Origin of the sequence: Massilia antarctica, assembly GCF_015689335.1 — a bacterium.
Taxonomy (GTDB): domain Bacteria; phylum Pseudomonadota; class Gammaproteobacteria; order Burkholderiales; family Burkholderiaceae_D; genus Telluria_A; species Telluria_A antarctica.
On record NZ_CP065053.1, the window covers coordinates 4267691 to 4289409 of the forward strand.

Here is a 21719-nt window from a genome sequence, read left to right on the forward strand (position 1 = left end):
GACGCTGGTGCCCGGTGTCGAGGCCACCGGACTAGCCTGTCGCCGCAGGAACAAAGGCGGCGTACTCCACCAGCGTAGGCCTCTGGCGCGCACGCGATACGATCTGCGTCTATCGCGCTAGCTCGCATGTACGCCAGGCTTGTGGTAGGACATGCTTCATTTGCTGGTTTCGGCGAGCGCGACCGGCCGCAGTTCCGACAGCCACAGGCCCAGTCCCAGCGCCGGGAAAGCCATCCCCGCCAGCAACACAGTATGCCAGCCGTAGGTGGCGAACACCCATCCGCCGAGCGCCGATCCGAGCGCGCCGCCGGCGAAGAACAAGGCCAGGTAAAGCGCGTTCAGGCGGCTGCGCACCTCGGGCGCCATGCTGAAAATGGCGCGCTGGCCCAGCACCAGGCTGGCCGCTACGCCCATGTCCAGGATGATGGACGCTATCACCAGCACGGCCAGGGCCACGTCGCGCGAACCGGGAATAAGCAAGGGCAGGGCAAATGCGCTCACGCCGAGCAAGAGGGCGACACCGGTCGCCGGCAGGGTTTTGCCGGCATCGGCCAGGCGCCCGGCAATCGGCGAGGCGATTGCGCCAGCCATGCCGACCAGCGCAAAAATGGCAATGCCCGTCTGCGACAGTTGAAACTGCGGGCCGGACAGCATCATCGGCGTGACCGTCCAGAACAGGCTGAACGCACCGAACAGCCCGGCCTGATAAGCGGCGCGGCGGCGCAGCACCGGCGTGGCCTTGAACAGGGTCCACAGCGAGCCGATCAGGCGCGCATAGGGCAGCGCCGATTCCGGCACCCGCTGCGGCAGCTTGACGCGCAGCACGGCGGCCAGCACCAGGATCAGCACGGCGGCGCCGCCGAACACCACGTGCCAGTTGCTGGCGTCGGCCACCAGGCTGGCCACGGGACGCGCCAGCATGATGCCCAGCAACAGACCGCTGACCACTTTGCCCACCACCTGGCCGCGCGTCGCTTCGCGCGTCAGATGGGCGGCAAAGGGCACCAGGATCTGCGCGGCCACGGAACCGAGGCCGATGGCCAGCGCCGCCGCCAGGAATACCCATCCGCTGGTGCTGAAGGCTGCGGTGAACAGGGCGATGGCGGTCAGCAGCAGCGCGCCGATCACCAGGCGGCGGTTTTCCAGCACGTCGCCAAGCGGCACGATGAACAGCAGGCCGAGTGTGTAGCCGATCTGGGTGAGGGTGACGATCAGGCCGGCGGCCCCGGCGGACAGGCCGGTGGCGCGGCTGATGGGCCCCACCAGCGTTTGCGCGTAGTACAGATTGGCCACGATCAGGCCGGCGGCGACGGCCAGCAGCAGCACCATGCCGGACGACATATCGCCTGCGTGTTCAGGGTTCGGTTTCATCTTGCATCCTCAAGAAATCAACTTGCGTTGAGCTGAGGCCATTGTAGACAAAACCGTCCTGCTGATTATATGCTCATAATGCACCTATACTTTTCACAATATATGAACAATCGAGGGGGGAACGCATGGACAAGGTGAAAGCGATGCAAACCTTCGTGCGGATCGTGGAGGCGAACAGTTTTTCGCGGGCGGCCGAGAGCCTGCACTTGCCGCGCGCTTCGCTGACGGCCACGATGAAGAACCTGGAAGCGTTTCTCGGGCGCCAGCTGCTTCAGCGAACCACCCGCAAGCTGTCGCTCACCCCGGACGGCGCGCAATACTACGCCCATTGCATCGACATCCTGGCCGCGATCGATGCCTCCGAGCAGCCGTTTTTCGGCGCCGGGTCGACCCGGCCCAAGGGCAAGCTGCGGATCGACTTGCCGTCGGCGGTGGCGCGGCATCTGATCCTGCCGCACATTGCCGTTTTTCATGAAGCCTATCCCGAGGTGGAACTCGGCATCAGCATCACCGACCGCCTGGTCGACCTGATTCAGGACGGCATCGACTGCGCGCTGCGGGTGGGGCAGTTGCAGGATTCCTCGATGATCGGGCGCCAGATTGGCGAGATGCGCTTCGTCACCTGCGCCGCGCCATCCTACCTGGCGCGCCATGGCGTGCCGCGGAGCATTGCGGATTTGCAGGGCCACCGCAGCGTCGTGCATTTTTCGGCGCGCACGGGGCGGCCCTTCGACTGGGATTTCGTGGTGGGCGATGCGGTGACACGCATCGCCATCAGCGGGCCGATCGCCGTCAACGATGCCGACGCCAATCTCAGCTGCGCACTGCAGGGGCTGGGATTGACGCAGGCCGCCACCTACCAGGTCCGCAAGCACCTGGCCGACGGCTCGCTGGTGCAAGTGCTGGCGGACACACCGCCCACGCCCATGCCGGTCTCGCTGCTGTACCCGCAGGGGCGGATGGCGGCGCCCAAACTGGCCGTGTTCGCCGGCTGGCTGGCGGCGCTGTTCGACGCCGATCCGGATCTGGCGTCAGCCGGCCGGCCGTGACACCGGCGCGGCGCGACCCTCACCGAGAATCGCTACGCCGCTTGGTGAATTTCATAATTGAAACCACGCGCCCTTGCTTGCAGAATGGGCCGCAGCCCCGCTACACCGTCCAGTTCATTGATATTAAAACAAATAATTTTAGCTATACAATCAATGAAGGAAGCGTACCCGATCAAGAGGTGCGCCGGCGGGGCCCAAGGAGACAATCCACCATGATGATGCCAAAATCGCATCGAATCGCATTGCTGTTTAACGCAAACAAGATTTTCGACCGTGAAGTTATTGAAGGAATCGCCGCCTATCTGTCGAGCACGCGCAGCTCCTGGGACCTGTTCCTCGAAGAGGACTTTCGCCTCCGCTTGCCCGGCATCGAAGACTGGCAGGGCGATGGCGTGATCGCCGATTTCGACGACCCGGCGGTCGCCGCCGCCCTCGCGCGCAGCCGCATTCCCGTGGTGGCCGTGGGCGGCTCCTACGAAAACGTCAACGCCTATCCGGCCGGCGTGCCTTACGTGGCCACCGACAACTTCAAGCTGATCAAACTGGCTTACGAACACCTGATCGAAGCCGGCCTGCGCCACTTCGCCCTGTTCAGCCTGCCCGAAGCGCAGGAAAACCGCTGGGCCCAGGAACGCGAAAACGCTTTCCGCAGCCTGATGCGGCGCGACCGCATGGAAGCCGAGGTGTTCCGCGGCCAGGGCACCAGCGCGCCGTCGTGGGACGAAGCGGTGCAGCAGCAGATCAACTGGCTGCACAGCCTGCCCAAACCCTGCGGCATCATCGCCGTGACCGATGCGCGCGCGCGCCAGCTGATGCAGGCCTGCATGATCGCCGGCATCGAAGTGCCGGAACAGGTGGCCCTGATCGGCATCGACAACGACCCGCTGGCGCGCATGCTCACCCGTATCCCGCTCAGCTCCGTGATCCAGGGCGCGCAGGAAATGGGGCGCGCCGCCGCCCATTTGCTCGACCAGATGCTGCACGGCGCGCGCCTGGCCGATACGCGCATCCTGGTGCCGCCGGCCGGCATCAATGTGCTGGCGTCGAGCAAGCACGAACCGGCCAAGCACCCGCACGTGATGCGCGCGCGCCACTTCATCCGCCAATATGCCTGCCAGGGCATCAAGACCGGGCAGGTGGCCGATTACGTCGGCATTTCGCGCTCTTCGCTGGAATCGTATTTCCGCCAGGAGCTCGGCTGCAGCGTGCACGACGAGATCCTGCGCTTCCGCCTGGACGCGGCGATTGCCATCCTCGGGCGCGGCGACTGCAACCTGGCCAATGTGGCGCTCAGCTGCGGCTTCACGTCGAGCCAATACATGCACTCGGTGTTCAAGCGCGAGCTCGGCTGCACCCCGCGCGCCTACCAGGATCAGGCCCTGCAAGGCCAGGCCGAGGCGGCGCCGGCTCCCCAATTTCAACATGCAGATTCGTAATGACGACCAACCAATTCCTTGCCACACCGCCGCTGCGCGCCGCAGACCAGTTATTCACCCTGCGCAACGCCAACGACATGCGCCTGACGATCAGCGAGCGCGGGGCAGCGCTGGTGTCGTGGTGGGCGCCCGACCGCTACGGCAAGGTGGCCGACGTGCTGCTCGGCTATCGCGACGCGCACGGCTACGCCGATAACAGCGCCTACTTCGGCGCCGTCATCGGACGCTGGGCCAACCGCATCGCGCACGGCCGCTTCATGCTCGACGGCGCGCCGGTGCAGGCGGCCGTCAACGACCGCGGCAACCACCTGCACGGCGGCGAGGATGGCTTTCACAAGGCGCGCTGGCAGCTGAGTGCGTCGGATACCGGGGTGTCGCTGCGCCTGAGCTCGCCCGATGGCGACGGCGGCTTTCCCGGCAAGCTCGACGTGCAGGTGCATTACCGGCTCGATGACGAAGGTCGCCTGACGATCGACTTTGAGGCGGTGACCGACGCGCCCACGCCGGTCAACCTGACCGCCCATCCGTATTTCAACCTGAACGGCGGCAGCGCCGACGTGGGCGACCACATGCTGCAGATCGATGCCGATTTTTACCTGGAGACCGACCAGGGCGGCATTCCGGTGGGCGTGGCGGCGGTGGGCGGCACGCCGTTCGATTTCCGCCAGCCGGCCGCGATCGGACCGCGCCTGGGCTGGCCGGATGCGCAGATCCGGCTGGCGGGCGGCTTCGACCACTGTTACTGCATCCAGCCGCACGCGATGGGCCGGGCCGGGCCGCTGCGCGAGGTGGCGCGCGTGGTCGACCCGGGATCGGGGCGCTGCCTGCAAGTGTCGACCACCGAACCGGGGTTGCAGTTCTACAGCGGTAATTATCTCGATGGGGTGCAGGGCAGGGCGGGACGGCCGTACGCGCGGCACGACGGGTTTTGCCTGGAAGCGCACGCGTATCCGGATCAGTTGAACGGCCAGTGCGCGTCGGCGGTGATTCTCAGGCCGGGGCAGGTGTACCGGCAGACCACGGTGTACCGGCTGTCGTTGCAGTCGTGACCCATTCTGTAAATAATTTTTTTAACCACGCAAGGAGCCGGCAAGTTAGTATTGATCGTGTATTTGAGCTTTTCATATATTCGCGTCGTTATCAAAGGCGAAAAAAGTGTGTCGTGTGATGAATTTAAAACCATTCCATATTTCTTTGAATCTATTGGGTAAGCTCAATTCGGAATGCTTTTAATTTTCATGGACTTGAAATTTCAATTGTGTTTAGTTAGGGGGGTAAGAAAATAATGCGCGAATTTTTTTCAAGCTATGCACCTTCAAATTTTGATTATCCTAAAATATGGAAGGACGCGTTGTTTGTAATTGATGCAAACGTGCTATTAAATTTGTATCGATATCAGGAGAAAACGTCAAAGGAGTTTCTTGATCTGTTATTTACTCTAAAGGGACGTGTGTGGATATCGAACTATGCCGCTCTTGAATTTCATCGCAATCGTTTAAGCGTAATTGCTGATCAAAACCTACGCTTTGGCGAGGTCAAAAAAATAGCAACTATGGCATTGGCCAGCGTGGAAAAAGATATGGATGCTCTGCATTTATCAAAAAGACATCGCGCAATTGATCCTGCGGAATTTCTTAATGATTTTAAGTTGCTGGTGGAGAAGTTCGCCGTAGAGGTGGACGGGTTGGAGCGTAGTAAGCAAGGTTTATTAGGCGAAGACGCTTTGCTTCAGAAAATCTACGAAATATTTGACGGGAGGGTCGGCGAGCCGTATTCTCAAAAAATCTTGGATGAAATTTACGAAAATGCTGAAATTAGGTATAGGTTGGATATCCCGCCGGGTTATAAGGACCGTGAAAAAAAAGATCGGTTTAGGCACAATGGCATCAATTACCAAGCTAAATACGGTGATTTTTTGGTGTGGAAGCAATTGCTTGATAAAACGGCAGCGGATAACATTAAAAATGTGGTCTTCATTACGGGCGATTTGAAAGAGGACTGGTGGAAAATAGTTGGGCCTGAAAAAATTGGGCCGCGTCCGGAATTGCTCGAGGAGGCTGCAGCAATAGGTAAAGTCGATGCCTTCCTTATGTATAGACCTGAAGTCTTTTTAGCTCGAGCTAAACATTACGTTGATGCGATTGTTTCCGATGAGGCGCTTGCTGAGGTAAGAGATGCTAATCTAGCTGCCGCCAGTGAAGGGAATAATTTTGATCTGGTTAAATTCGTCGCAAGCCAAGACCCTCGTGCTGCGATTATACAAGCTTGGCTCCATTTTGAATTGGCCGCGATCGAAAGATTGATGAAATTGGGACTTGCGGAGAAAAATGATTCGATCCACGGGAATTCTAGACTTGGCCACGCTTTACTTAATTCAAATATTATTAATAAGAAAGAATTTGAGCTCTTTCACGAGTTGCGTGAGCAGCGAAATTGGGCAGCGCATAATGTTTCCGAAGACGTAGCAATTAGCGTTGCTCTAAATTTCATCCAATCAATCGAACGGCTTGTTGCAGGGTTTATGTGAGTGTGTATTTTTATCGTCTCATCTTTGGATATTGACGACGGCCCAGACGTCGCCGTTACACATCTCAGGGCAGCGCCGCCTTCCGGCATGACGGGTTGCCCTAGAAGCTCATGCGAGTCCGGATCAGTTGAACGGGTAGTGCGCGTCGGCAGTGATTGTTGGTCCGGGGTGGGTGCGCCGGCCGGCCACGGCGTAAAGGCTGCCGCTGCTATTTTAGCAGGCCCTTCGGACGCTTTTTGACCGCCAATATCCGCTGTACATCGGCGCGCCGGCCGTCGCTGGCGCGCAAACGCAGCCCTTGACGGGATTCGGGTTCTTCACATCATCTGCACATACGCGTTCACTGAGCTCAAATAACCGAAAAATTCAAGTCGCGCCCCAGTGCCAGCAGGGCTTGCTCAATCGGGTCGATGCGCGATCATCTCGTTCAAGAGTAGAACCTTCGCCGCTAAGCTGGGCGGAAGCGCGATCACGCGTTCGCGCCGCTATGGTTGAGACGGCAATGGGGCTGGGCGATTGTCGTCTAAGTAGACGTCCATCGATGACAAGAGGACGTCTTTTGCCATGTCGGGCGCGTCCGCTTCGTGGTCACCCTGTGTGATGGCTTCAGGGATATTCCGAAACGTGACGACGAATCCATCGGTATCTGGCAAGAAGTATTCAGGGTATTTCATATCATCGTCCTCTCAGAAGCCCGTGTCCGCTGCGCGAGGTGGCACCTCCGAATGACTCATATCGCGGATGACGTCGGCACGCGTTTGACGTTGGGCAGCGCTTCATTCTGAAGCCAGACAATGAATTTTTTCATGTCCGCTTCCCCACCTCGTCGCATCAGCCGGACTTCGATCAACCGCAGCAAGCCCTGCTCGCTATAACCATGCAGCGCGGTGCCGGGAATGAGCGCGTAATCGGCGCCCAGCAGGCGTTGTTCGCGCTCGCTGACGGCGGGTGAGATGATTGCCCTGACATCGACCTCGACGATCCAGACCATGTCGTCCACCAGGCACAGGCGGATCTGAGCTCCGTAGTACGCGTAATAGCGGCCGTTCCATTTTTCCGATGCCGAACGGCGCGCGGCGTACCTGATGGCCGGGATGATATGGATGATATCCCTCGCAAAATGAAAGCACCCGCCCGCGCACCACAATAGCAAGACAACCGGTAAGGCCGCGCCGAACAAGCCGCTCAATGGTCTGGCGATCAGCCAACCCAGCGTGAAGTAGCAAGCAAGTCGAATCGGGAGAGGAGGCATGGCGCGTACTTGCCGCTGTTGCGGCTTTTCAAATAGTCGGGGCCGGTTTTTCGCCGGGCCAGGGCAGCGATGCGCGGCCCGAAAACCACACATCATACAACTTGCCGATTGTTTAATCATCTTATCCAGCGTAGTATAAGTGCGTCGCTGCCATAACGGCCCCGCTTGGGGTTGCCGGCGCCGATTCGACCCGCGCGAACCCGGCTCCCCGCCTTCCTCGCAACGGCGACAGGTACGCGAGGTACCTGTCCAGGCATCGCTGTCGGATGCTGAAAGCTGTTCCCTACCCAACCCGTCGGACCCGATCGCCCGTGATGCGCCGCGGCTTGCCGCGACCTTGTTCACGCCGATCCGGCATTGCCGCAGGCAAGGCGCCGGCGCGCGGGTAGGGATCGTCATGCGAGGCGCATTGAAGCGTTCAACAAAAGAACGCGCGCCATTTTATTTGCTTCATTGGAGACAACCATGAAAAAGACCATACTCGCCCTCAGCGTCATGCTGGCATCGGCCGCCCAGGCGGCCCCGATCGACGCCAGCACCTTCGTCGGCGCAAGCACGCCCCTGCAAACGGCGCCTTACGGCGTGCGCAACTACTCGGCGCCGGTGCTGGTGGGCGGCCTGCACGACCCCGCCAGCTACATGGCCGCGCCCAAGCTGCCGGCCTGGCAGTTCGCCCAGGTCGACCCGACCGGCGGCGTGCTCACCTTCGAGCGCCAGAGCGCGCCGGCGACCGGCTGGCATACCTGGTCGCGCAAGGGCAGGGTGGTGGTCAGCGGCGGCAGCGCGGCCAGGGCCGACCGGATCTACACCGTCTTTAACGGCCAGCAGCTGGTGGCCGCCATCAACCAGGCCGGCAATGAACCGAAGATCATCCGCGTGGTCGGCCATATCGACTTGCGCTGGAGCCAGAACAACACGGTGTTCAAGGAATACACCAGTTTTTCGGACCAGAAAAACGGCGGCTCGATCAACCTGCCGTCGAATACCACCCTGGTGGGCATCAACGACGCCCAGGGCCGGCCGGCGCGCATCACCGGCACGGCGCTGCTGATCGGCGCCGAAATGCCGCTGGCGCCGGGCGGCGACCCTGAAGTCGACTTCAAGAAATGGATCAAGGATGGCAAGGATGGCGAGGCGTATCCGACCTGGACCCGCAACATCATCGTGCGTAACCTGGTGATCGACACGCCGTGGGACGTCAATCCCGAGGATTCGGACAACGCCTACGCCGACGGCATCACCGTCTCGCGCGCCCAGAACATCTTCATCGACCACGTGACCGTGAGCGATGGCGATACCCCCGAATCGCTGGCGACCGGCACCTACAAGACCCGCCACGATGGCGCGCTCGACGTGGTGCGCGGCAGCGATTACGTCACCATCGCCAACAGCACCTTTTCCACCCATCACAAGACCACCCTGGTGGGCAATGGCGATGGCGGCCGTGCCTGGAGCGACGAGGGCCGCCTGCACGTGACCTTTGCCGGCAACTGGTGGAACGGGGTGGCCGCGCGGCTTCCGCTGAACCGCTTCGGACAGGTGCACATGTTCAACAATCTCGTCACCGGCAACGTGATGACCAAGGATACCGACGTCAAGTTCGAAAGCGGCTCCGATGCCCGCTATCGCTCGAACATGCTGCTCGAAAATAACTACTACAACATCACCGGGGTCAAGCTGTCCGAGTTCTGCGGCAAGGTGATCAAGGGTAAAGGTTTTATCGGCTTCCGCTCGTCCGGCCACATCTTTACCAGCGACCGCGCCGGCACCAATGCCGTCGACGGCCAGTGCGGCATGGCCCGGCCTGACGCGGCCAAGCTGTGGACTCCGCCTTACCTGTATGCGCTGCAGACGGCCACCTCGACCGAGAGCGCGGTGCCGGCCCAGGCTGGCGCCGGCAAGCTCAAATAATCCAACCACCTGATGGAGAAAAGCATGTCTGTGAAACGATTGCATGGTTGCGCGGCGCTCCTGCTGGCGCTGGGCATGGCGTGCGCCCCGGCGCGGGCGGCACTGGTGGCCGACACCGGCACGCCGGCGAACGCCGTGGGCGCTGGCTGGGCTTTTAACAGCGAACACAGCTACGCAGGACGGTTTTCGGTGCTGTCCGACCTGGCGATCAAGCGCATCGAGGGCTATTTCAGCACCGATGCCGGCGAAGTCAAGGTCAGCCTGTTCGGCAGCAGCGCCGACGGCGAGGGCGGTTTCGTTCCCGGCAGTATGCTGCAGTCGGCCAGTTTTGCCACCGGCGCGGGCGATCTGGCGTGGCGCGGCGTCGCCGGCCTGAATTGGGCTGTGAGCAAGGGCAGCTACTGGATCGTGTTCAACGCCAGCTATGGCAATGCCAGCCAGGCCAGCATGCCCGGCGGGTTCGCCAGCCCGCTGGACGGCTACGCCCTGATGCAGGCGGGCCAGTGGTACGACGCCGCCGGCCTGGGCCTCGACCAGGGCTTGCGCGTGGACGCCACGGCGGCTGCCGTGCCCGAGCCCGGCAGCATGGCGCTGTTCGGCCTGGGACTGGGCTTGATCGGGATCTGGACCCGCCGGCGCGCCTGACCCGGGCGCGCCCGGCGCCGCAGGCGGCTTAGTTGCGCCGCGTGCCCGGCGCCGGACGGGTCCGGGTCGGCGGGGCGGGGCGGATGGCCGGGGCCGCGGCGACCGCGCCTCCTCCGCCTTCGTACAGCTTGAAGCCGCCGACGATCTGTTCCAGGTTGGCCGCCTGCTGCTGCAGGGACTGGGCCGCAGCCGCCGCCTGTTCGACCAGGGCGGCGTTCTGCTGGGTGGTGTCGTCCAGCTCGGTGATGGCCTGGTTGACCTGGCCGATGCCCAGGTTCTGTTCGGCGCTGGCGCCCATGATCGCGCCGATGATGCCGGCCACCTTGTCGGTACTCACGACAATCCGCTGCATCGTGGTGCCCGCTTCGGCCACCAGGGCGGCGCCCTTGTCGACGCTGGTCACCGATTCGTTGATCAGCGCATTGATTTCCTTGGCCGCCGCCGCCGAGCGGTGCGCCAGGTTGCGTACCTCGGACGCGACCACGGCAAAACCGCGCCCCTGCTCGCCGGCGCGCGCCGCCTCCACGGCCGCGTTCAGCGCCAGGATGTTGGTCTGGAAGGCGATGCCGTCGATGACGCTGATGATGTCGACGATCTTGCGCGACGATTGCTCGATCGAGCCCATGGTCGCCACCACGCTGGAGACGATATTGCCGCCCTGCGCGGCCACGGTGGACGCTTCCAGCGCCAGCCGGTTGGCCTGGCTGGCATTGTCCTCGTTGTTCTTGACAGTGCTGGTCAGCTCTTCCATCGATGCCGCCGTCTCTTCCAGCGAACTGGCCTGCGCCTCGGTGCGCGCCGACAGGTCCTGGTTGCCGGCCGCGATCTCGCGCGAGGCCAGGGCGATCGACTGGGTGCTCATGCCGATTTGCTGGAGCATGCTTTGAAGGCGCTCGATGAAGGCATTGAAGCTGCCGGAGACGGCGTCGAACTCCATGCCGCCACCGGCCGGCAGGCGCCGGGTGAGGTCGGCGTCGCCGGCCGACAGCACCTCGATATTGCCCTTCAAAACGTCAAGGCGGCGCATGATCATGCGGATGCCCAGGATGATCAGCACCAGCATGACGACGGCGATCGGAATCTGCACCACGCCCAGGGTGCGCAGGATGCGCGAGCTTTGCTGGCTCAGCAGTTGGTTCGGCAGGCCCGTGGCCAGCAGCCAGGGGCTGCCGGGAATGGTGGCCAGGAACAGGGTATGGTCCGTGCCGTCGCTGCTGTAGGACGATTCCAGCGTAGCCTTGTCGCCCAGTTGCGGCAGCACCTTGAGCAGCTGCGCCGCCAGCGGCGAGGTGGCGGCCAGCTCGCTGATGTTCTTCAGTACGATTTCGCTCTTGATATAGCTGCTGTTGCTCACGACCTTGCCGTCGTGTTCGAGGATCAGGATCTGGCCGTGCACGGCCGCCTCCATGTCGGCCACCAGGCGGTTGAAAAAGCCCAGGGTGACGTCGACCGTCGAGACGCCGAACAGTTCATCGTTCTTGTAGATCGCCATGGCGCAATTGGTGCGCGGCTGCGCGCTGGCGTCATCCTTGTAAGCCTTGGCCCAGGCGCACTGGCCCTTGGGCGCCTTGGCGCCGCCCTGCCACCACGGCTGCTCGAAATACTTGAGCGACTCGGGCGTATTCCAGTGGGTGTTGACCTGCAGCTTGCCGGCTGCGTCGCGCGCATAGAAGGTGCTGAACTTTTCCTTTTCCGGATCGCGTTTTTTGGGCACGGGCCAGATGCCGCCGCCGAACACGTTCAGGTCGCCGTACTGGTCCACCAGGCCGGGCAGCAGGGTATCGATGGCGGCGCTGTCCATCAGGGCCACGGTCTGGGTGATGGCGCGCTGCTGCGCCTCCACCTGCTTGAGCTGCTGAGTGATCTTGATGGCGATGTTGTTGACATCATTGCCGATCAATTGGCCTTCGGCGCGTTTCAGCTCGGGCGTGATGAAGAGCGTGATGGCGCCCAGGGTAATGACCAGCAGGGCGATAAAGATGGCGGAAAACAGCAGGATGAAGCGCGACTGGCTGGAGCGGAAATAGTCTTTCAAGGGAGCCTCTTGAGTGTATTGACTGCTGTGTGGCGCGCTGCCGACGCGCGAGCGTAGCCGGACCGCGCCGCGTTGCGCCGGCAAGGGCATATTGGAAGATTATGCTTGTGGGCAACCACTGTCAAACCGCGCACGTCATTCCGCTCAATATGCAACACCAACGGTAGCCGGAGGGGGAGGCGGGGGGGCATGGCAGCGCCGCATGGTCCCTCCCGGTGCGCCGCCTTGCCCACGCAATTCGCGCCCGGTGAGTTCGAAACCAGCGATCCGGCGCTGCATCAGCGGATTCTGGCGCTCCATGCCAGGGTCAGCGATGGCCATGGCTTCCTGGTGCCCCGGCACGGCCGCCTGGTGTACGAAGTCGCCCTGTCCAGTTTCGCGGACCGCTCGCCCGATGGAAAAGTGGTCGCGGTCGTCCAGGGCATGTCCACCGACAACGGCAAGACCTGGACGGCGCTCGCGGTCAGCACCGATGCGCAGATATATGAACTGGGCAAATCGATCAAGGCGCAGAGTTTCGTGGCCCGTCCACGCAGGTAGGGAGGCTGGCGCCAGCGCCGCTGCGGATAATCATGATCACCCTTGGTGGATTTCATAATTGAAAACACCCAACACAAAGTGCACCATCTATCCCGTGATGCCGGACCCGGGCATGGCCCCGGCCGGCATCAATTTCAACCGGGAAAAGACACATGACAGATTCAGTAACATCGATATTGCCGGTCGACGCGGAGCGGGCCTTGCTGGTCGGCCGCGCCTGGCGCGCCGGCGCCGGCCCTTCGGTGGTGGCGCTGCGCCAGGGCCAGGTCATCGACATCAGCGCGCACGCCGCTACCATGGCCGAGCTGCTCGAACGGGCCGATTCGCTTGACATCGCCCGCAACGCCCCCGGCGATTCCCTCGGCACGCTCGCCGACTTGCTGGCCAACGCCAAGGCCAAGCCCGGGACCGACACAACCCGCCTGCTGGCGCCCAACGACTTGCAGGCGATCAAGGCCTGCGGCGTCACCTTCGCCGTCAGCCTGCTCGAACGAGTGATCGAGGAGCAGGCCAAGGGCGACCCGGCGCGCGCCGGCGAGCTGCGCGCCGCCATGCAGGAATGCATCGGCGACGATCTCTCGGCCATCAAGCCCGGCTCGCCCGCGGCGGACAAGCTCAAGCAAGACCTGATCGCGCGCGGCCTGTGGTCGCCCTACATGGAAGTGGGCATTGGCCCCGACGCCGAAGTGTTTTCCAAGTCGCAGCCGATGTCGGCCGTGGGCTTCGGCGCCGATGTCGGCCTGCATCCCGATTCGAAATGGAATAATCCCGAGCCCGAAATCGTACTCGCGGTCAACAGCCGCGGCGAAGTGCGCGGCGCCAGCCTGGGCAACGACGTCAACCTGCGCGATATCGAAGGCCGCAGCGCCTTGCTGCTTGGTAAAGCCAAGGACAACAACGCTTCCTGTGCGATCGGCCCCTTCATCCGCCTGTTCGACGAGCACTTTACGCTCGACACTATCCGCAACGCCGAGGTCAGCATGCTGATCGAAGGCAGCGATGACGGTTTTCAGCTGGCGGGCGCGAGCCGCATGCGCGAAATCAGCCGCGACCCGCTCGACCTCGTTGGCCAGGTGTGCGGCAAGCACCATCAATATCCGGATGGCTTCATGCTGTTTCTGGGAACTATGTTCTCGCCCATCAAGGACCGCGATGCTGCCGGCGCCGGCTTTACCCATCACCTGGGCGACCGGGTCAGCATTTCCTCGCCCTCGCTCGGCACGCTCGTCAATGAAGTCCAGCGCAGCGACGAGGTGGCGCCGTGGACTTTCGGCGTGCGCGCCCTGTTCGACAACCTGGCCCGCCGCGGCCTGCTGAGAATGACCCAATGAGCGAACAGAGCAAGCTGACTTACGCGATCTACCCGGATCTCGCCGGTAAAACCGTGCTGGTGACCGGCGGCGGCAGCGGCATCGGCGCGGAAATGGTGACCGCCTTCGCACGCCAGGGCGCCCGCGTGTTTTTCGTCGACATCGCCGAGCAGATGTCGCAGGAACTGGCCCGTTCCTTGGCCGGTGCCGTCCACCCGCCGGTATTCCTGGCGTGCGACCTGACCAAGCTGGACGCACTGACCGCCGTGTTTGCCCGGATCGGGCAGGGCGGTGGGGCGGTCGATATCCTGATCAACAACGCCGCCAACGACGACCGCCATGGCATCGCCGACGTCACCCCGGCCTACTGGGACCAGCGCATGGCGGTCAACCTGCGCCACCAATTTTTTTGCGCCCAGGCCGCCGCCGATGGCATGCGGATCAAGGGCGCCGGTGTGATTCTGAACATGGGATCGATTTCGTGGCACCTAGCCTTGCCGAACCTGAGCCTGTACATGACGGCCAAGGCCGCCATCGAAGGCTTGACGCGGGGGCTGGCGCGCGACTTGGGTGTTGATGGCATTCGCGTCAACTGCATCATTCCGGGGGCGGTGCGCACGCCGCGCCAGGAGCAGCTGTGGCACACGCCGGATGAAGAGGTCAAGATTTTGGCCGGGCAGTGCCTGCGCGAGCGGGTGGAAGTGCAGGACGTGGCGGCGCTGGCGCTGTTTCTATCGTCGGACAACGCGGCGCGCTGCACCGGACGCGATTATTTCGTCGACGCTGGCTGGTACGGAGCATGAGTATGGAGCAGCCTGTTTGTCTGTGGCCGGTAGGCGCCGAGCTGGGCGAAGGGCCGATCTGGCATGGCGCCAGTAATTCCGTGTATTTTGTCGATATTCGCGGGCGCCGGGTACATCGCTGCGCGCCGGATGGCTCGCAGCGGCAGTCGTGGAATGCGCCGGGGCGGCCTGGGTTCATCGTGCCTGCGGCCATCACGTCCGTCGCCCCCGCGCAGGCGGCCGGTAACCTTCTATCCGTCGCCCCCGCGCAGGCAGGGGCCCAAGTTTTCAGAGCCGCCGGAGGCAACGGAGCCAACTTGGGCCCCCGCCTGCGCGGGGGCGACGATGAGGGCGGCGGTGACGGCGACGGCGGGGCCGGATTCATCGTCGGCCTCGACGACGGTCTGTACCACTTCAACGAACAAATCGGCGCTTTCTCCCCGCTGCGCCACGTCGAAGCCGACCTTCCCGGCAACCGCTTCAACGACGGCTTCGCCGCCGCCGACGGTTCGCTCTGGTTCGGCTCGATGGACGCCGGCGAAACCGAGCCCACCGGCTCCCTCTACAGCCTGCACCCAGGCGGCCGCCTCACCACCGTCGACAGCGGCTACATCATCACCAACGGCCCGGCGATGAGCCCGGACGGCAAGACCCTGTACCACACGGACACGTTAGCTAAGAAAATCTACGCCTTCGATGTCCTGCCCGACGGCACGGCCACGCGCAAGCGCCTGTTCATCGCCACCGCCGCCCCCGGCCACCCGGACGGCATGGCGGTCGATACGGACGGCAGCATCTGGGTCGCCATGTTCCGCGGCGCGCGCGTCGACCGCTACAACCCGGCCGGCGAACTGACCGGCACGATCGCCTTCCCGGTTTCCAACATCACAAAACTCGCCTTCGGCGGCCCCGACCTGCGCACCGCCTTCGTCACCACCGCCTGGAAAGGCTTGAGCGAGGACGAGCGCGCGCGCGAGCCGCTGACCGGCGCGCTGTTCACCTTCCGCACCGACAGGCCGGGCCTGGCCCAGCACACCATTTCGCTACAGGATATCGCTTGAGCACCAATCCAACTCCGCCACGCCGCTACCGCTCGCAGGACTGGTTCGACAATCCCGACCACATCGACATGACCGCGCTCTACCTGGAGCGCTTCATGAACTACGGCATCACCGCCGACGAACTGCGCGCCGGCCGGCCCATCATCGGCATCGTCCAGAGCGGCAGCGACATCAGCCCGTGCAACCGCATCCACCTGGAACTGGCCAAGCGCGTGCGCGACGGCATCCGCGACGCTGGTGGCATCGCCATGGAATTCCCGCTGCACCCGATTTTTGAAAACTGCCGCCGCCCGACCGCTTCCATCGACCGCAACCTGGCGTACCTGGGCCTGGTCGAAATCCTGCACGGCTATCCGATCGACGCGGTGGTGCTCACCACCGGCTGCGACAAGACCACCCCGGCCCAGATCATGGCAGCGTCGACGGTCGACATTCCCGCCATCGTGCTCTCCGGCGGGCCGATGCTCGACGGCTGGTTCGAGGGCGAACTGGCCGGCTCCGGCACCGCCATCTGGCACGGCCGCCGCCGCCTGGCCGCCGGCGAGATCGACAACGAAAAATTCCTGCAAATCGCGGCCGCCTCGGCGCCATCGGCCGGCCACTGCAACACCATGGGGACCGCCTCGACCATGAACGCGCTGGCCGAAGCACTGGGCATGTCGCTCACCGGCTGTTCGGCCATTCCGGCGCCGTACCGCGAACGCGGCCAGATGGCTTACGAAACCGGCCGCCGCATCGTCGAGCTGGCGCGCCAGGATGTGCGGCCCTCGCACATCCTCACGCGCGACGCCTTTCTCGACGCCATCGTGGTCAACGCCGCCATCGGCGGGTCCACCAATGCCCAGCCGCACATCATGGCCATGGCGCGCCACGCCGGGATCGAGATCGAATCGAGCGCGTGGATGGAATTCGGCCACGACGTGCCGCTGCTGCTCAACATGCAGCCGGCCGGCAAATTCCTCGGCGAACGATTCCACCGCGCCGGCGGCGTGCCGGCCATCATGTGGGAACTGCAGCAGGCCGGCAAGCTGCGCGCCGAGCGCCTGACGGTCACCGGCACCACCATGGCCGTCAACCTGCGCGACCGCGCCAGCGTCGACCGCGAGGTGATTTATCCGTACGACGCACCGTTGAAAACCAAGGCTGGCTTTTTCGTCCTCAAAGGTAATCTGTTCGACTTTGCGATCATGAAGACGAGCGTGATTTCGGACGATTTCCGCGCGCGCTACCTGCGCCGGCCGGGCATTGAAAACGTGTTCGAATGCCGCGCCGTGGTATTCGACGGTTCGGGCGACTACCACGCCCGCATCAACGATCCGGCGCTCGACATCGACGAAGGCTGCATGCTGGTCATTCGCGGCGCCGGTCCCATCGGCTGGCCGGGTTCGGCCGAAGTGGTCAACATGCAGCCGCCGGACGCGCTGATCCGGCGCGGCATCCTCAACCTGCCGACCCTGGGCGACGGGCGCCAGTCGGGCACCTCGGACAGCCCGTCGATTCTGAACGCCTCGCCCGAAAGCGCGGCCGGCGGCGGGCTGGCCTGGGTGCGCAGCGGCGACATCATCCGCGTCGACCTGAACACGGGCCGCTGCGACATGCTGGTGGACGATGCGGTGCTGGCCGAACGCAAGAAAGAACCGGTTCCGCCCACGCCGCCGAGCCAGACTCCGTGGCAGGAGTTGTACCGGGCCACCGTGGGCCAGCTGGAGCAGGGCGGCTGCATGGAAATGGCGTTGCCGTACCGGGGCGTCGGCCACGATTTACCACGACATAACCATTGATGAAAAAAATGTAAATATGGCAATGAATGGCGGAACTCCGCTATTCTATTGCCAAAAACACGGCGCCGTGCCGGGTAGCATCCAAGTCGTACAACAATAATGGAGACAAAAGAGATGAAAAAAATTCTGAGCGTGGCGGTCGTATCGGCCATGATGATGTTGACCAGCGGCCATGCCAGCGCCGATGCCAAAAACCCGAAGATCGGCTTTTCGATCGACGACCTGCGCCTTGAGCGCTGGGCGCGCGACCGCGATTACTTCGTGGCGGCGGCCGACAAGCTGGGCGCCAAGGTGTTCGTGCAGTCGGCCGACGCCAGCGAGCAAAAGCAGATCGCGCAGATCGAGAATCTGATCTCGCGCGGGGTCGATGCGCTGGTCATCGTGCCGTATAACGCGACCGTGCTCAATAACGCGATCAAGGAAGCCAAGAAGGCCAATATCAAGGTCATTTCCTACGACCGGCTGGTGCTCAATGCCGACGTGGATGCCTACATTTCCTTCGATAACAAGGCGGTGGGCGAGATGCAGGCGGCCGGCGTGGTGAAGGTTCGTCCGAAAGGCAATTACTATCTGCTGGGCGGCGCGCCGACCGACAACAACGCCAAGGTGCTGCGCGAAGGCCAGATGGCCGTGCTGCAGCCGCTGGTGGACAAGGGCGATATCAAAATCGTCGGCAAGCAGTGGGTCAAGGACTGGAGTCCGTCGGAAGCGCTGTCCATTATCGAAAATGCGCTGACGGCGAATAACAACAAGATCGACGGCATTGTGGCGTCGAACGACGCCACGGCGGGCGGCGCGATCCAGGCGCTGGCCTCGCAAAAACTCGATGGCAAGGTGCCGGTGTCGGGGCAGGATTCCGATATTGCCGCCGTGCGCCGCGTGCTTGCGGGGTCGCAGGCGATGACCGTGTACAAGCCGCTCAAGCTGCTGGCGGGCGAGGCGGCCAAGCTGGCGGTGCAACTGGTGCGCAATGAGAAGCCGGCTTTTAACGGCGAATATGACAACGGTTTCAAGAAGGTGAAAACGATCCTGCTCAAGCCGACGGCGCTGACGAAGGAAAATATCAATCTGCTGGTGACGGACGGCTTTTATACGCAGGCGCAGATCGCGGGTAAGTAAACGCGCGGCCCTTGGCCGCTAGCCGCATAGCCGTCGTCCCCGCGCAGGCGGGGACCGATAACCCCTGTGATCAACGGTGGTATGGGTTCCCGCCTGCGCGGGAACGACGGAGCGTAAATTAGCGGTCGTCATAACCGTTAGCGTCAAAAACAACCGTTAGTGTGCAACGTTTTCAAACACGAGAACCAGAATGTCCGACTATTTGCTTGAAATGAAGGGCATCGTCAAACAGTTCGACGGCGTCCGCGCGCTCGATGGTATCGACCTGCAGATCCGCCCCGGCGAATGCATCGGCCTGTGCGGCGAAAATGGCGCCGGCAAGTCGACCTTGATGAAGGTCCTTTCAGCCGTCTACCCGCACGGCACCTGGGATGGCGACATCCTGTTCGAGGGCAAGCCCCTGCGCGCCGCCTCGATCCGCGAAACCGAGGCGGCCGGCATCATCATCATCCACCAGGAACTGATGCTGGTCCCGGAACTGTCGGTGACCGAGAATCTCTTCCTCGGTAACGAAATCACCGGCTTCGGCGGGCGCATGAATTACCCGGCGATGAACCGGCGCGCCGAGCAACTGCTGGCCGAGCTGAACCTGCATGATGTGAACGTGGTGCTGCCGGTGATGAATTACGGCGGCGGCCACCAGCAATTGATCGAGATCGCCAAGGCCCTCAACAAGGACGCCAAGCTCCTGATCCTGGACGAACCGTCAGCCTCGCTCACGGCGGCCGAAATCAAGATCCTGCTGGAGATCATCCGCAAGCTCAAGGCCAAGGGCGTCGCCTGCGTCTACATCTCCCACAAGCTTGACGAAGTGGCGGCCATCTGCGACACCATCGCCGTGATCCGCGACGGCAAGCACATCGCCACCACGCCGATGGCCGAACTCGATGTCAACCGCATCATCGCGCAGATGGTCGGGCGCGAAATGAACCAGCTCTATCCCAAGCAGGACCGCGCGCTGGGCGAGGTGATTTTCGAGGCGCGCAACGTCACCTGCTACGACGTCGACAAGCCGGAACGCAAACGGGTCGACAACGTCTCCTTCACCCTGCGCAAGGGCGAAATCCTCGGCATCGCCGGCCTGGTTGGCGCAGGACGCACGGAACTGGTGTCGGCCCTGTTCGGCGCCTATCCGGGGGCATGCCAGGCCGAGGTGCGCCTGCATGGCGCCGTGGTCGATACCGGCACGCCGCTCAAGGCCATCCGCGCCGGCTTTGCGCTGGTGCCGGAAGACCGCAAGCAGCACGGCATTGTGCGCGACCTCGATGTGGGCCAGAACATCACCCTCTCCGTGCTCGATTCCTTTTCGCACCTGACCCGCATCGACCGCGAAGCCGAACTGAAAACCGTGCAGGAGCAGATCAGCCGCCTGGGCCTGAAAACTGCCAGCCCCTTCCTGCCGATCACCAGCCTGTCCGGTGGTAACCAGCAAAAGGCGGTGCTGTCGAAAATGCTGCTCACAAAGCCGCAGGTGCTGATCCTCGACGAGCCCACCCGCGGCGTCGACGTGGGCGCCAAGTATGAAATCTACAAACTGATGTTCGAACTGGCCGGCGCCGGCATGTCGATCATCATGGTGTCCTCCGAATTGGCCGAGGTGCTGGGCATTTCCGACCGCGTGCTGGTGATGGGCGAGGGCCAGCTGCGCGGCGACTTCGTCAACCAGGGCCTGACTCAGGAAACCCTGCTCGCCGCCGCCCTCGACCACACCATGGCCGCGCACTGAAATATGCTCCCTTCGCGATAGAACACATGAACCCGATCAAATTCAAACAAATCTTCACGCAGTATAAAATCCTGGCCCTGCTGGCTGCGATTGCCCTCATCTGGCTGTTCTTCAGCTGGAAAACCGATGGCGGCTTCACCTCGGCGCGCAACCTGTCGAACCTGATGCGCCAGATGGCCATTACCGGTATCCTGGCCTGCGGCATGGTGTTCGTCATCATCGCCGGCGAAATCGACCTGTCGGTCGGTTCGCTGCTCGGGCTATTGGGCGGCGTGGCGGCGGTGCTCGACGTAAGCCATCACCTGCCGCTGTCCATGATCGTGCCGCTGGTGCTGGCGTGCGGGCTGGTGCTGGGCCTCTTCAACGGCTACCTGGTGGCGTATGCGGGCATCCCCTCCTTCATCGTGGGGTTGGGCGGCATGCTGGCCTATCGCGGCATCGTGCTCGGCGTGACCAACGGGACCACCGTGGCGCCGGTATCGCCCGAGATGGTGTACCTGGGGCAGGGCTACCTGTCGCCCGACCTGAGCATCGGCCTTGGCGTGCTGCTGTTCGTGCTGGCGGCGGTGCTGACCTGGCGCCAGCGCGCCAGCCTGGCGCACCACGGCTTGCCGGTGCCGACCGCGGTGCGCGATGGCGTGCGCCTGCTGGCCATTGGCGTGGTGCTGTTTTCGGTGGTGCGCACCCTGCACAGCTACGAAGGCATTCCGCTGCCGGTGCTGCTGCTGCTGGTCCTGCTGGCGGTATTTAGCTACGTGGCCACGCAGACCGTGTTCGGGCGCCGCATCTACGCCGTCGGCAGCAATATGGAAGCGACCCGCCTGTCCGGCGTGAACGTACGGGCGGTCAAATTGTGGATCTTCGGCCTGATGGGATTGATGTGCGCACTGGCGGGGCTGATCAACACCGCGCGCCTGGCGGCCGGTTCGCCATCGGCCGGTACCTCGGGCGAACTCGATGTGATCGCGGCCTGCTTCATCGGCGGCACCTCGATGCGCGGCGGCTCCGGCACGGTGTACGGTGCCCTGATCGGCGCGCTGGTCATGGCCAGCCTGGATAACGGCATGTCGATGCTCGATGTCGACAGCTACTGGCAGATGATCGTCAAGGGCGCTATCCTCACGCTCGCGGTATGGGTCGACGTCGTCACGCGCTCGGCCCGCCGCTAACCAAT

Annotated in this window: 18 protein-coding genes and 1 pseudogene; 15 read left to right on the top strand and 4 right to left on the bottom strand. The window is 63.1% G+C overall.

What is annotated here, in order from left to right; all coding sequences use genetic code 11:
- Nucleotides 1-156: 156 nt before the first annotated feature.
- Nucleotides 157-1371 (bottom strand): MFS transporter, encoded by a 1215-nt coding sequence (locus IV454_RS19150; RefSeq protein ID WP_229521713.1) that lies wholly within the window; start codon nt 1369-1371, stop codon nt 157-159.
- Between the two features lie 125 nt (nt 1372-1496).
- Between IV454_RS19150 and IV454_RS19155 the strand changes: the two genes are divergently transcribed.
- From IV454_RS19155 to IV454_RS19170, 4 genes are all read left to right on the top strand, one after another.
- Nucleotides 1497-2420, top strand: a complete 924-nt coding sequence (locus IV454_RS19155) for a LysR family transcriptional regulator (RefSeq protein WP_206087374.1) — start codon at nt 1497-1499, stop codon at nt 2418-2420.
- Between the two features lie 212 nt (nt 2421-2632).
- Nucleotides 2633-3856: a XylR family transcriptional regulator gene (locus IV454_RS19160; protein WP_206087375.1), complete on the top strand. Its 1224-nt coding sequence runs from the start codon at nt 2633-2635 to the stop codon at nt 3854-3856.
- Nucleotides 3856-4905: an aldose epimerase family protein gene (locus IV454_RS19165; RefSeq protein WP_206087376.1), complete on the top strand. Its 1050-nt coding sequence runs from the start codon at nt 3856-3858 to the stop codon at nt 4903-4905. The genes IV454_RS19160 and IV454_RS19165 overlap by 1 nt, the downstream gene beginning before the upstream one ends.
- Nucleotides 4906-5141: 236 nt before the next feature.
- Nucleotides 5142-6383, top strand: coding sequence for a PIN-like domain-containing protein (locus IV454_RS19170; RefSeq protein ID WP_206087377.1), 1242 nt, complete (start codon nt 5142-5144; stop codon nt 6381-6383).
- A 485-nt stretch (nt 6384-6868) separates the two neighbouring features.
- On the opposite strand, the gene IV454_RS33715 is transcribed toward IV454_RS19170, so the two are convergent.
- Nucleotides 6869-7057: a type II toxin-antitoxin system HicB family antitoxin gene (locus tag IV454_RS33715; protein ID WP_502572712.1), complete on the bottom strand. Its 189-nt coding sequence runs from the start codon at nt 7055-7057 to the stop codon at nt 6869-6871.
- 56 nt (nt 7058-7113) lie between these two features.
- A complete protein-coding gene (locus IV454_RS19175; protein WP_206087378.1) occupies nt 7114-7755 on the bottom strand; it encodes a hypothetical protein in 642 nt (213 codons plus the stop codon).
- A gap of 345 nt (nt 7756-8100) precedes the next feature.
- On the opposite strand from IV454_RS19175, the gene IV454_RS19180 reads away from it, so the two are divergent.
- Both IV454_RS19180 and IV454_RS19185 read left to right on the top strand, forming a co-directional pair.
- Nucleotides 8101-9546, top strand: a complete 1446-nt coding sequence (locus IV454_RS19180; protein WP_206087379.1) for a pectate lyase family protein — start codon at nt 8101-8103, stop codon at nt 9544-9546.
- A 24-nt stretch (nt 9547-9570) separates the two neighbouring features.
- The gene (locus tag IV454_RS19185; RefSeq protein WP_206087380.1) at nt 9571-10191 is read left to right on the top strand and encodes a PEP-CTERM sorting domain-containing protein; all 621 of its coding nucleotides are present in this window, start codon (nt 9571-9573) and stop codon (nt 10189-10191) included.
- A 28-nt stretch (nt 10192-10219) separates the two neighbouring features.
- Here IV454_RS19185 and IV454_RS19190 read toward each other — a convergent pair whose 3' ends face one another.
- The gene (locus IV454_RS19190; RefSeq protein WP_229521715.1) at nt 10220-12226 is read right to left on the bottom strand and encodes a methyl-accepting chemotaxis protein; all 2007 of its coding nucleotides are present in this window, start codon (nt 12224-12226) and stop codon (nt 10220-10222) included.
- A gap of 225 nt (nt 12227-12451) precedes the next feature.
- Here IV454_RS19190 and IV454_RS19195 point away from each other — a divergent pair, with 225 nt between their 5' ends.
- The 9 genes and pseudogenes from IV454_RS19195 to IV454_RS19235 all read left to right on the top strand — a co-directional run bounded on the left by IV454_RS19195 (nt 12452) and on the right by IV454_RS19235 (nt 21714).
- Nucleotides 12452-12766, top strand: coding sequence for a hypothetical protein (locus IV454_RS19195; protein WP_206087382.1), 315 nt, complete (start codon nt 12452-12454; stop codon nt 12764-12766).
- A 152-nt stretch (nt 12767-12918) separates the two neighbouring features.
- Nucleotides 12919-14097: a fumarylacetoacetate hydrolase family protein gene (locus tag IV454_RS19200; RefSeq protein ID WP_206087383.1), complete on the top strand. Its 1179-nt coding sequence runs from the start codon at nt 12919-12921 to the stop codon at nt 14095-14097.
- A complete protein-coding gene (gene xylB / locus IV454_RS19205) occupies nt 14094-14879 on the top strand; it encodes a D-xylose 1-dehydrogenase (RefSeq protein ID WP_282961350.1) in 786 nt (261 codons plus the stop codon). Before IV454_RS19200 ends, xylB begins: the two co-directional genes overlap by 4 nt.
- 2 nt (nt 14880-14881) lie before the next feature.
- Nucleotides 14882-15061 (top strand): annotated as a pseudogene (locus tag IV454_RS33570) (SMP-30/gluconolactonase/LRE family protein); the annotation flags it as partial.
- Nucleotides 15062-15175: 114 nt separating this feature from the next.
- Nucleotides 15176-15919 carry an SMP-30/gluconolactonase/LRE family protein gene (locus IV454_RS19215; protein ID WP_229522340.1) on the top strand — a complete coding sequence of 248 codons (744 nt, stop codon included), beginning with the start codon at nt 15176-15178 and terminating at the stop codon, nt 15917-15919.
- Complete coding sequence (locus IV454_RS19220) at nt 15916-17700, top strand: IlvD/Edd family dehydratase (protein WP_206087384.1); 1785 nt, start codon at nt 15916-15918, stop codon at nt 17698-17700. The genes IV454_RS19215 and IV454_RS19220 overlap by 4 nt, the downstream gene beginning before the upstream one ends.
- Nucleotides 17701-17814: 114 nt before the next feature.
- Nucleotides 17815-18819, top strand: coding sequence for a D-xylose ABC transporter substrate-binding protein (xylF, locus tag IV454_RS19225; RefSeq protein WP_206087385.1), 1005 nt, complete (start codon nt 17815-17817; stop codon nt 18817-18819).
- Nucleotides 18820-19009: 190 nt separating this feature from the next.
- Nucleotides 19010-20545, top strand: coding sequence for a D-xylose ABC transporter ATP-binding protein (gene xylG, locus IV454_RS19230; protein WP_206087386.1), 1536 nt, complete (start codon nt 19010-19012; stop codon nt 20543-20545).
- A 26-nt stretch (nt 20546-20571) separates the two neighbouring features.
- Entirely contained in the window at nt 20572-21714 is a 1143-nt protein-coding gene (locus tag IV454_RS19235) for a sugar ABC transporter permease (protein ID WP_206087387.1), read from the top strand.
- Nucleotides 21715-21719: the final 5 nt, after the last annotated feature.

Bases quoted from the DNA above. Each gene is read 5' to 3' on its own strand.
- IV454_RS19150 (WP_229521713.1), bottom strand. From the start codon at position 1,371: ATGAAACCGAACCCTGAACACGCAGGCGATATGTCGTCCGGCATGGTG.
- IV454_RS19155 (WP_206087374.1), top strand. From the start codon at position 1,497: ATGGACAAGGTGAAAGCGATGCAAACCTTCGTGCGGATCGTGGAGGCG.
- IV454_RS19160 (WP_206087375.1), top strand. From the start codon at position 2,633: ATGATGATGCCAAAATCGCATCGAATCGCATTGCTGTTTAACGCAAAC.
- IV454_RS19165 (WP_206087376.1), top strand. From the start codon at position 3,856: ATGACGACCAACCAATTCCTTGCCACACCGCCGCTGCGCGCCGCAGAC.
- IV454_RS19170 (WP_206087377.1), top strand. From the start codon at position 5,142: ATGCGCGAATTTTTTTCAAGCTATGCACCTTCAAATTTTGATTATCCT.
- IV454_RS33715 (WP_502572712.1), bottom strand. From the start codon at position 7,057: ATGAAATACCCTGAATACTTCTTGCCAGATACCGATGGATTCGTCGTC.
- IV454_RS19175 (WP_206087378.1), bottom strand. From the start codon at position 7,755: ATGATTAAACAATCGGCAAGTTGTATGATGTGTGGTTTTCGGGCCGCG.
- IV454_RS19180 (WP_206087379.1), top strand. From the start codon at position 8,101: ATGAAAAAGACCATACTCGCCCTCAGCGTCATGCTGGCATCGGCCGCC.
- IV454_RS19185 (WP_206087380.1), top strand. From the start codon at position 9,571: ATGTCTGTGAAACGATTGCATGGTTGCGCGGCGCTCCTGCTGGCGCTG.
- IV454_RS19200 (WP_206087383.1), top strand. From the start codon at position 12,919: ATGACAGATTCAGTAACATCGATATTGCCGGTCGACGCGGAGCGGGCC.
- xylB (WP_282961350.1), top strand. From the start codon at position 14,094: ATGAGCGAACAGAGCAAGCTGACTTACGCGATCTACCCGGATCTCGCC.
- xylF (WP_206087385.1), top strand. From the start codon at position 17,815: ATGAAAAAAATTCTGAGCGTGGCGGTCGTATCGGCCATGATGATGTTG.
- xylG (WP_206087386.1), top strand. From the start codon at position 19,010: ATGTCCGACTATTTGCTTGAAATGAAGGGCATCGTCAAACAGTTCGAC.
- IV454_RS19235 (WP_206087387.1), top strand. From the start codon at position 20,572: ATGAACCCGATCAAATTCAAACAAATCTTCACGCAGTATAAAATCCTG.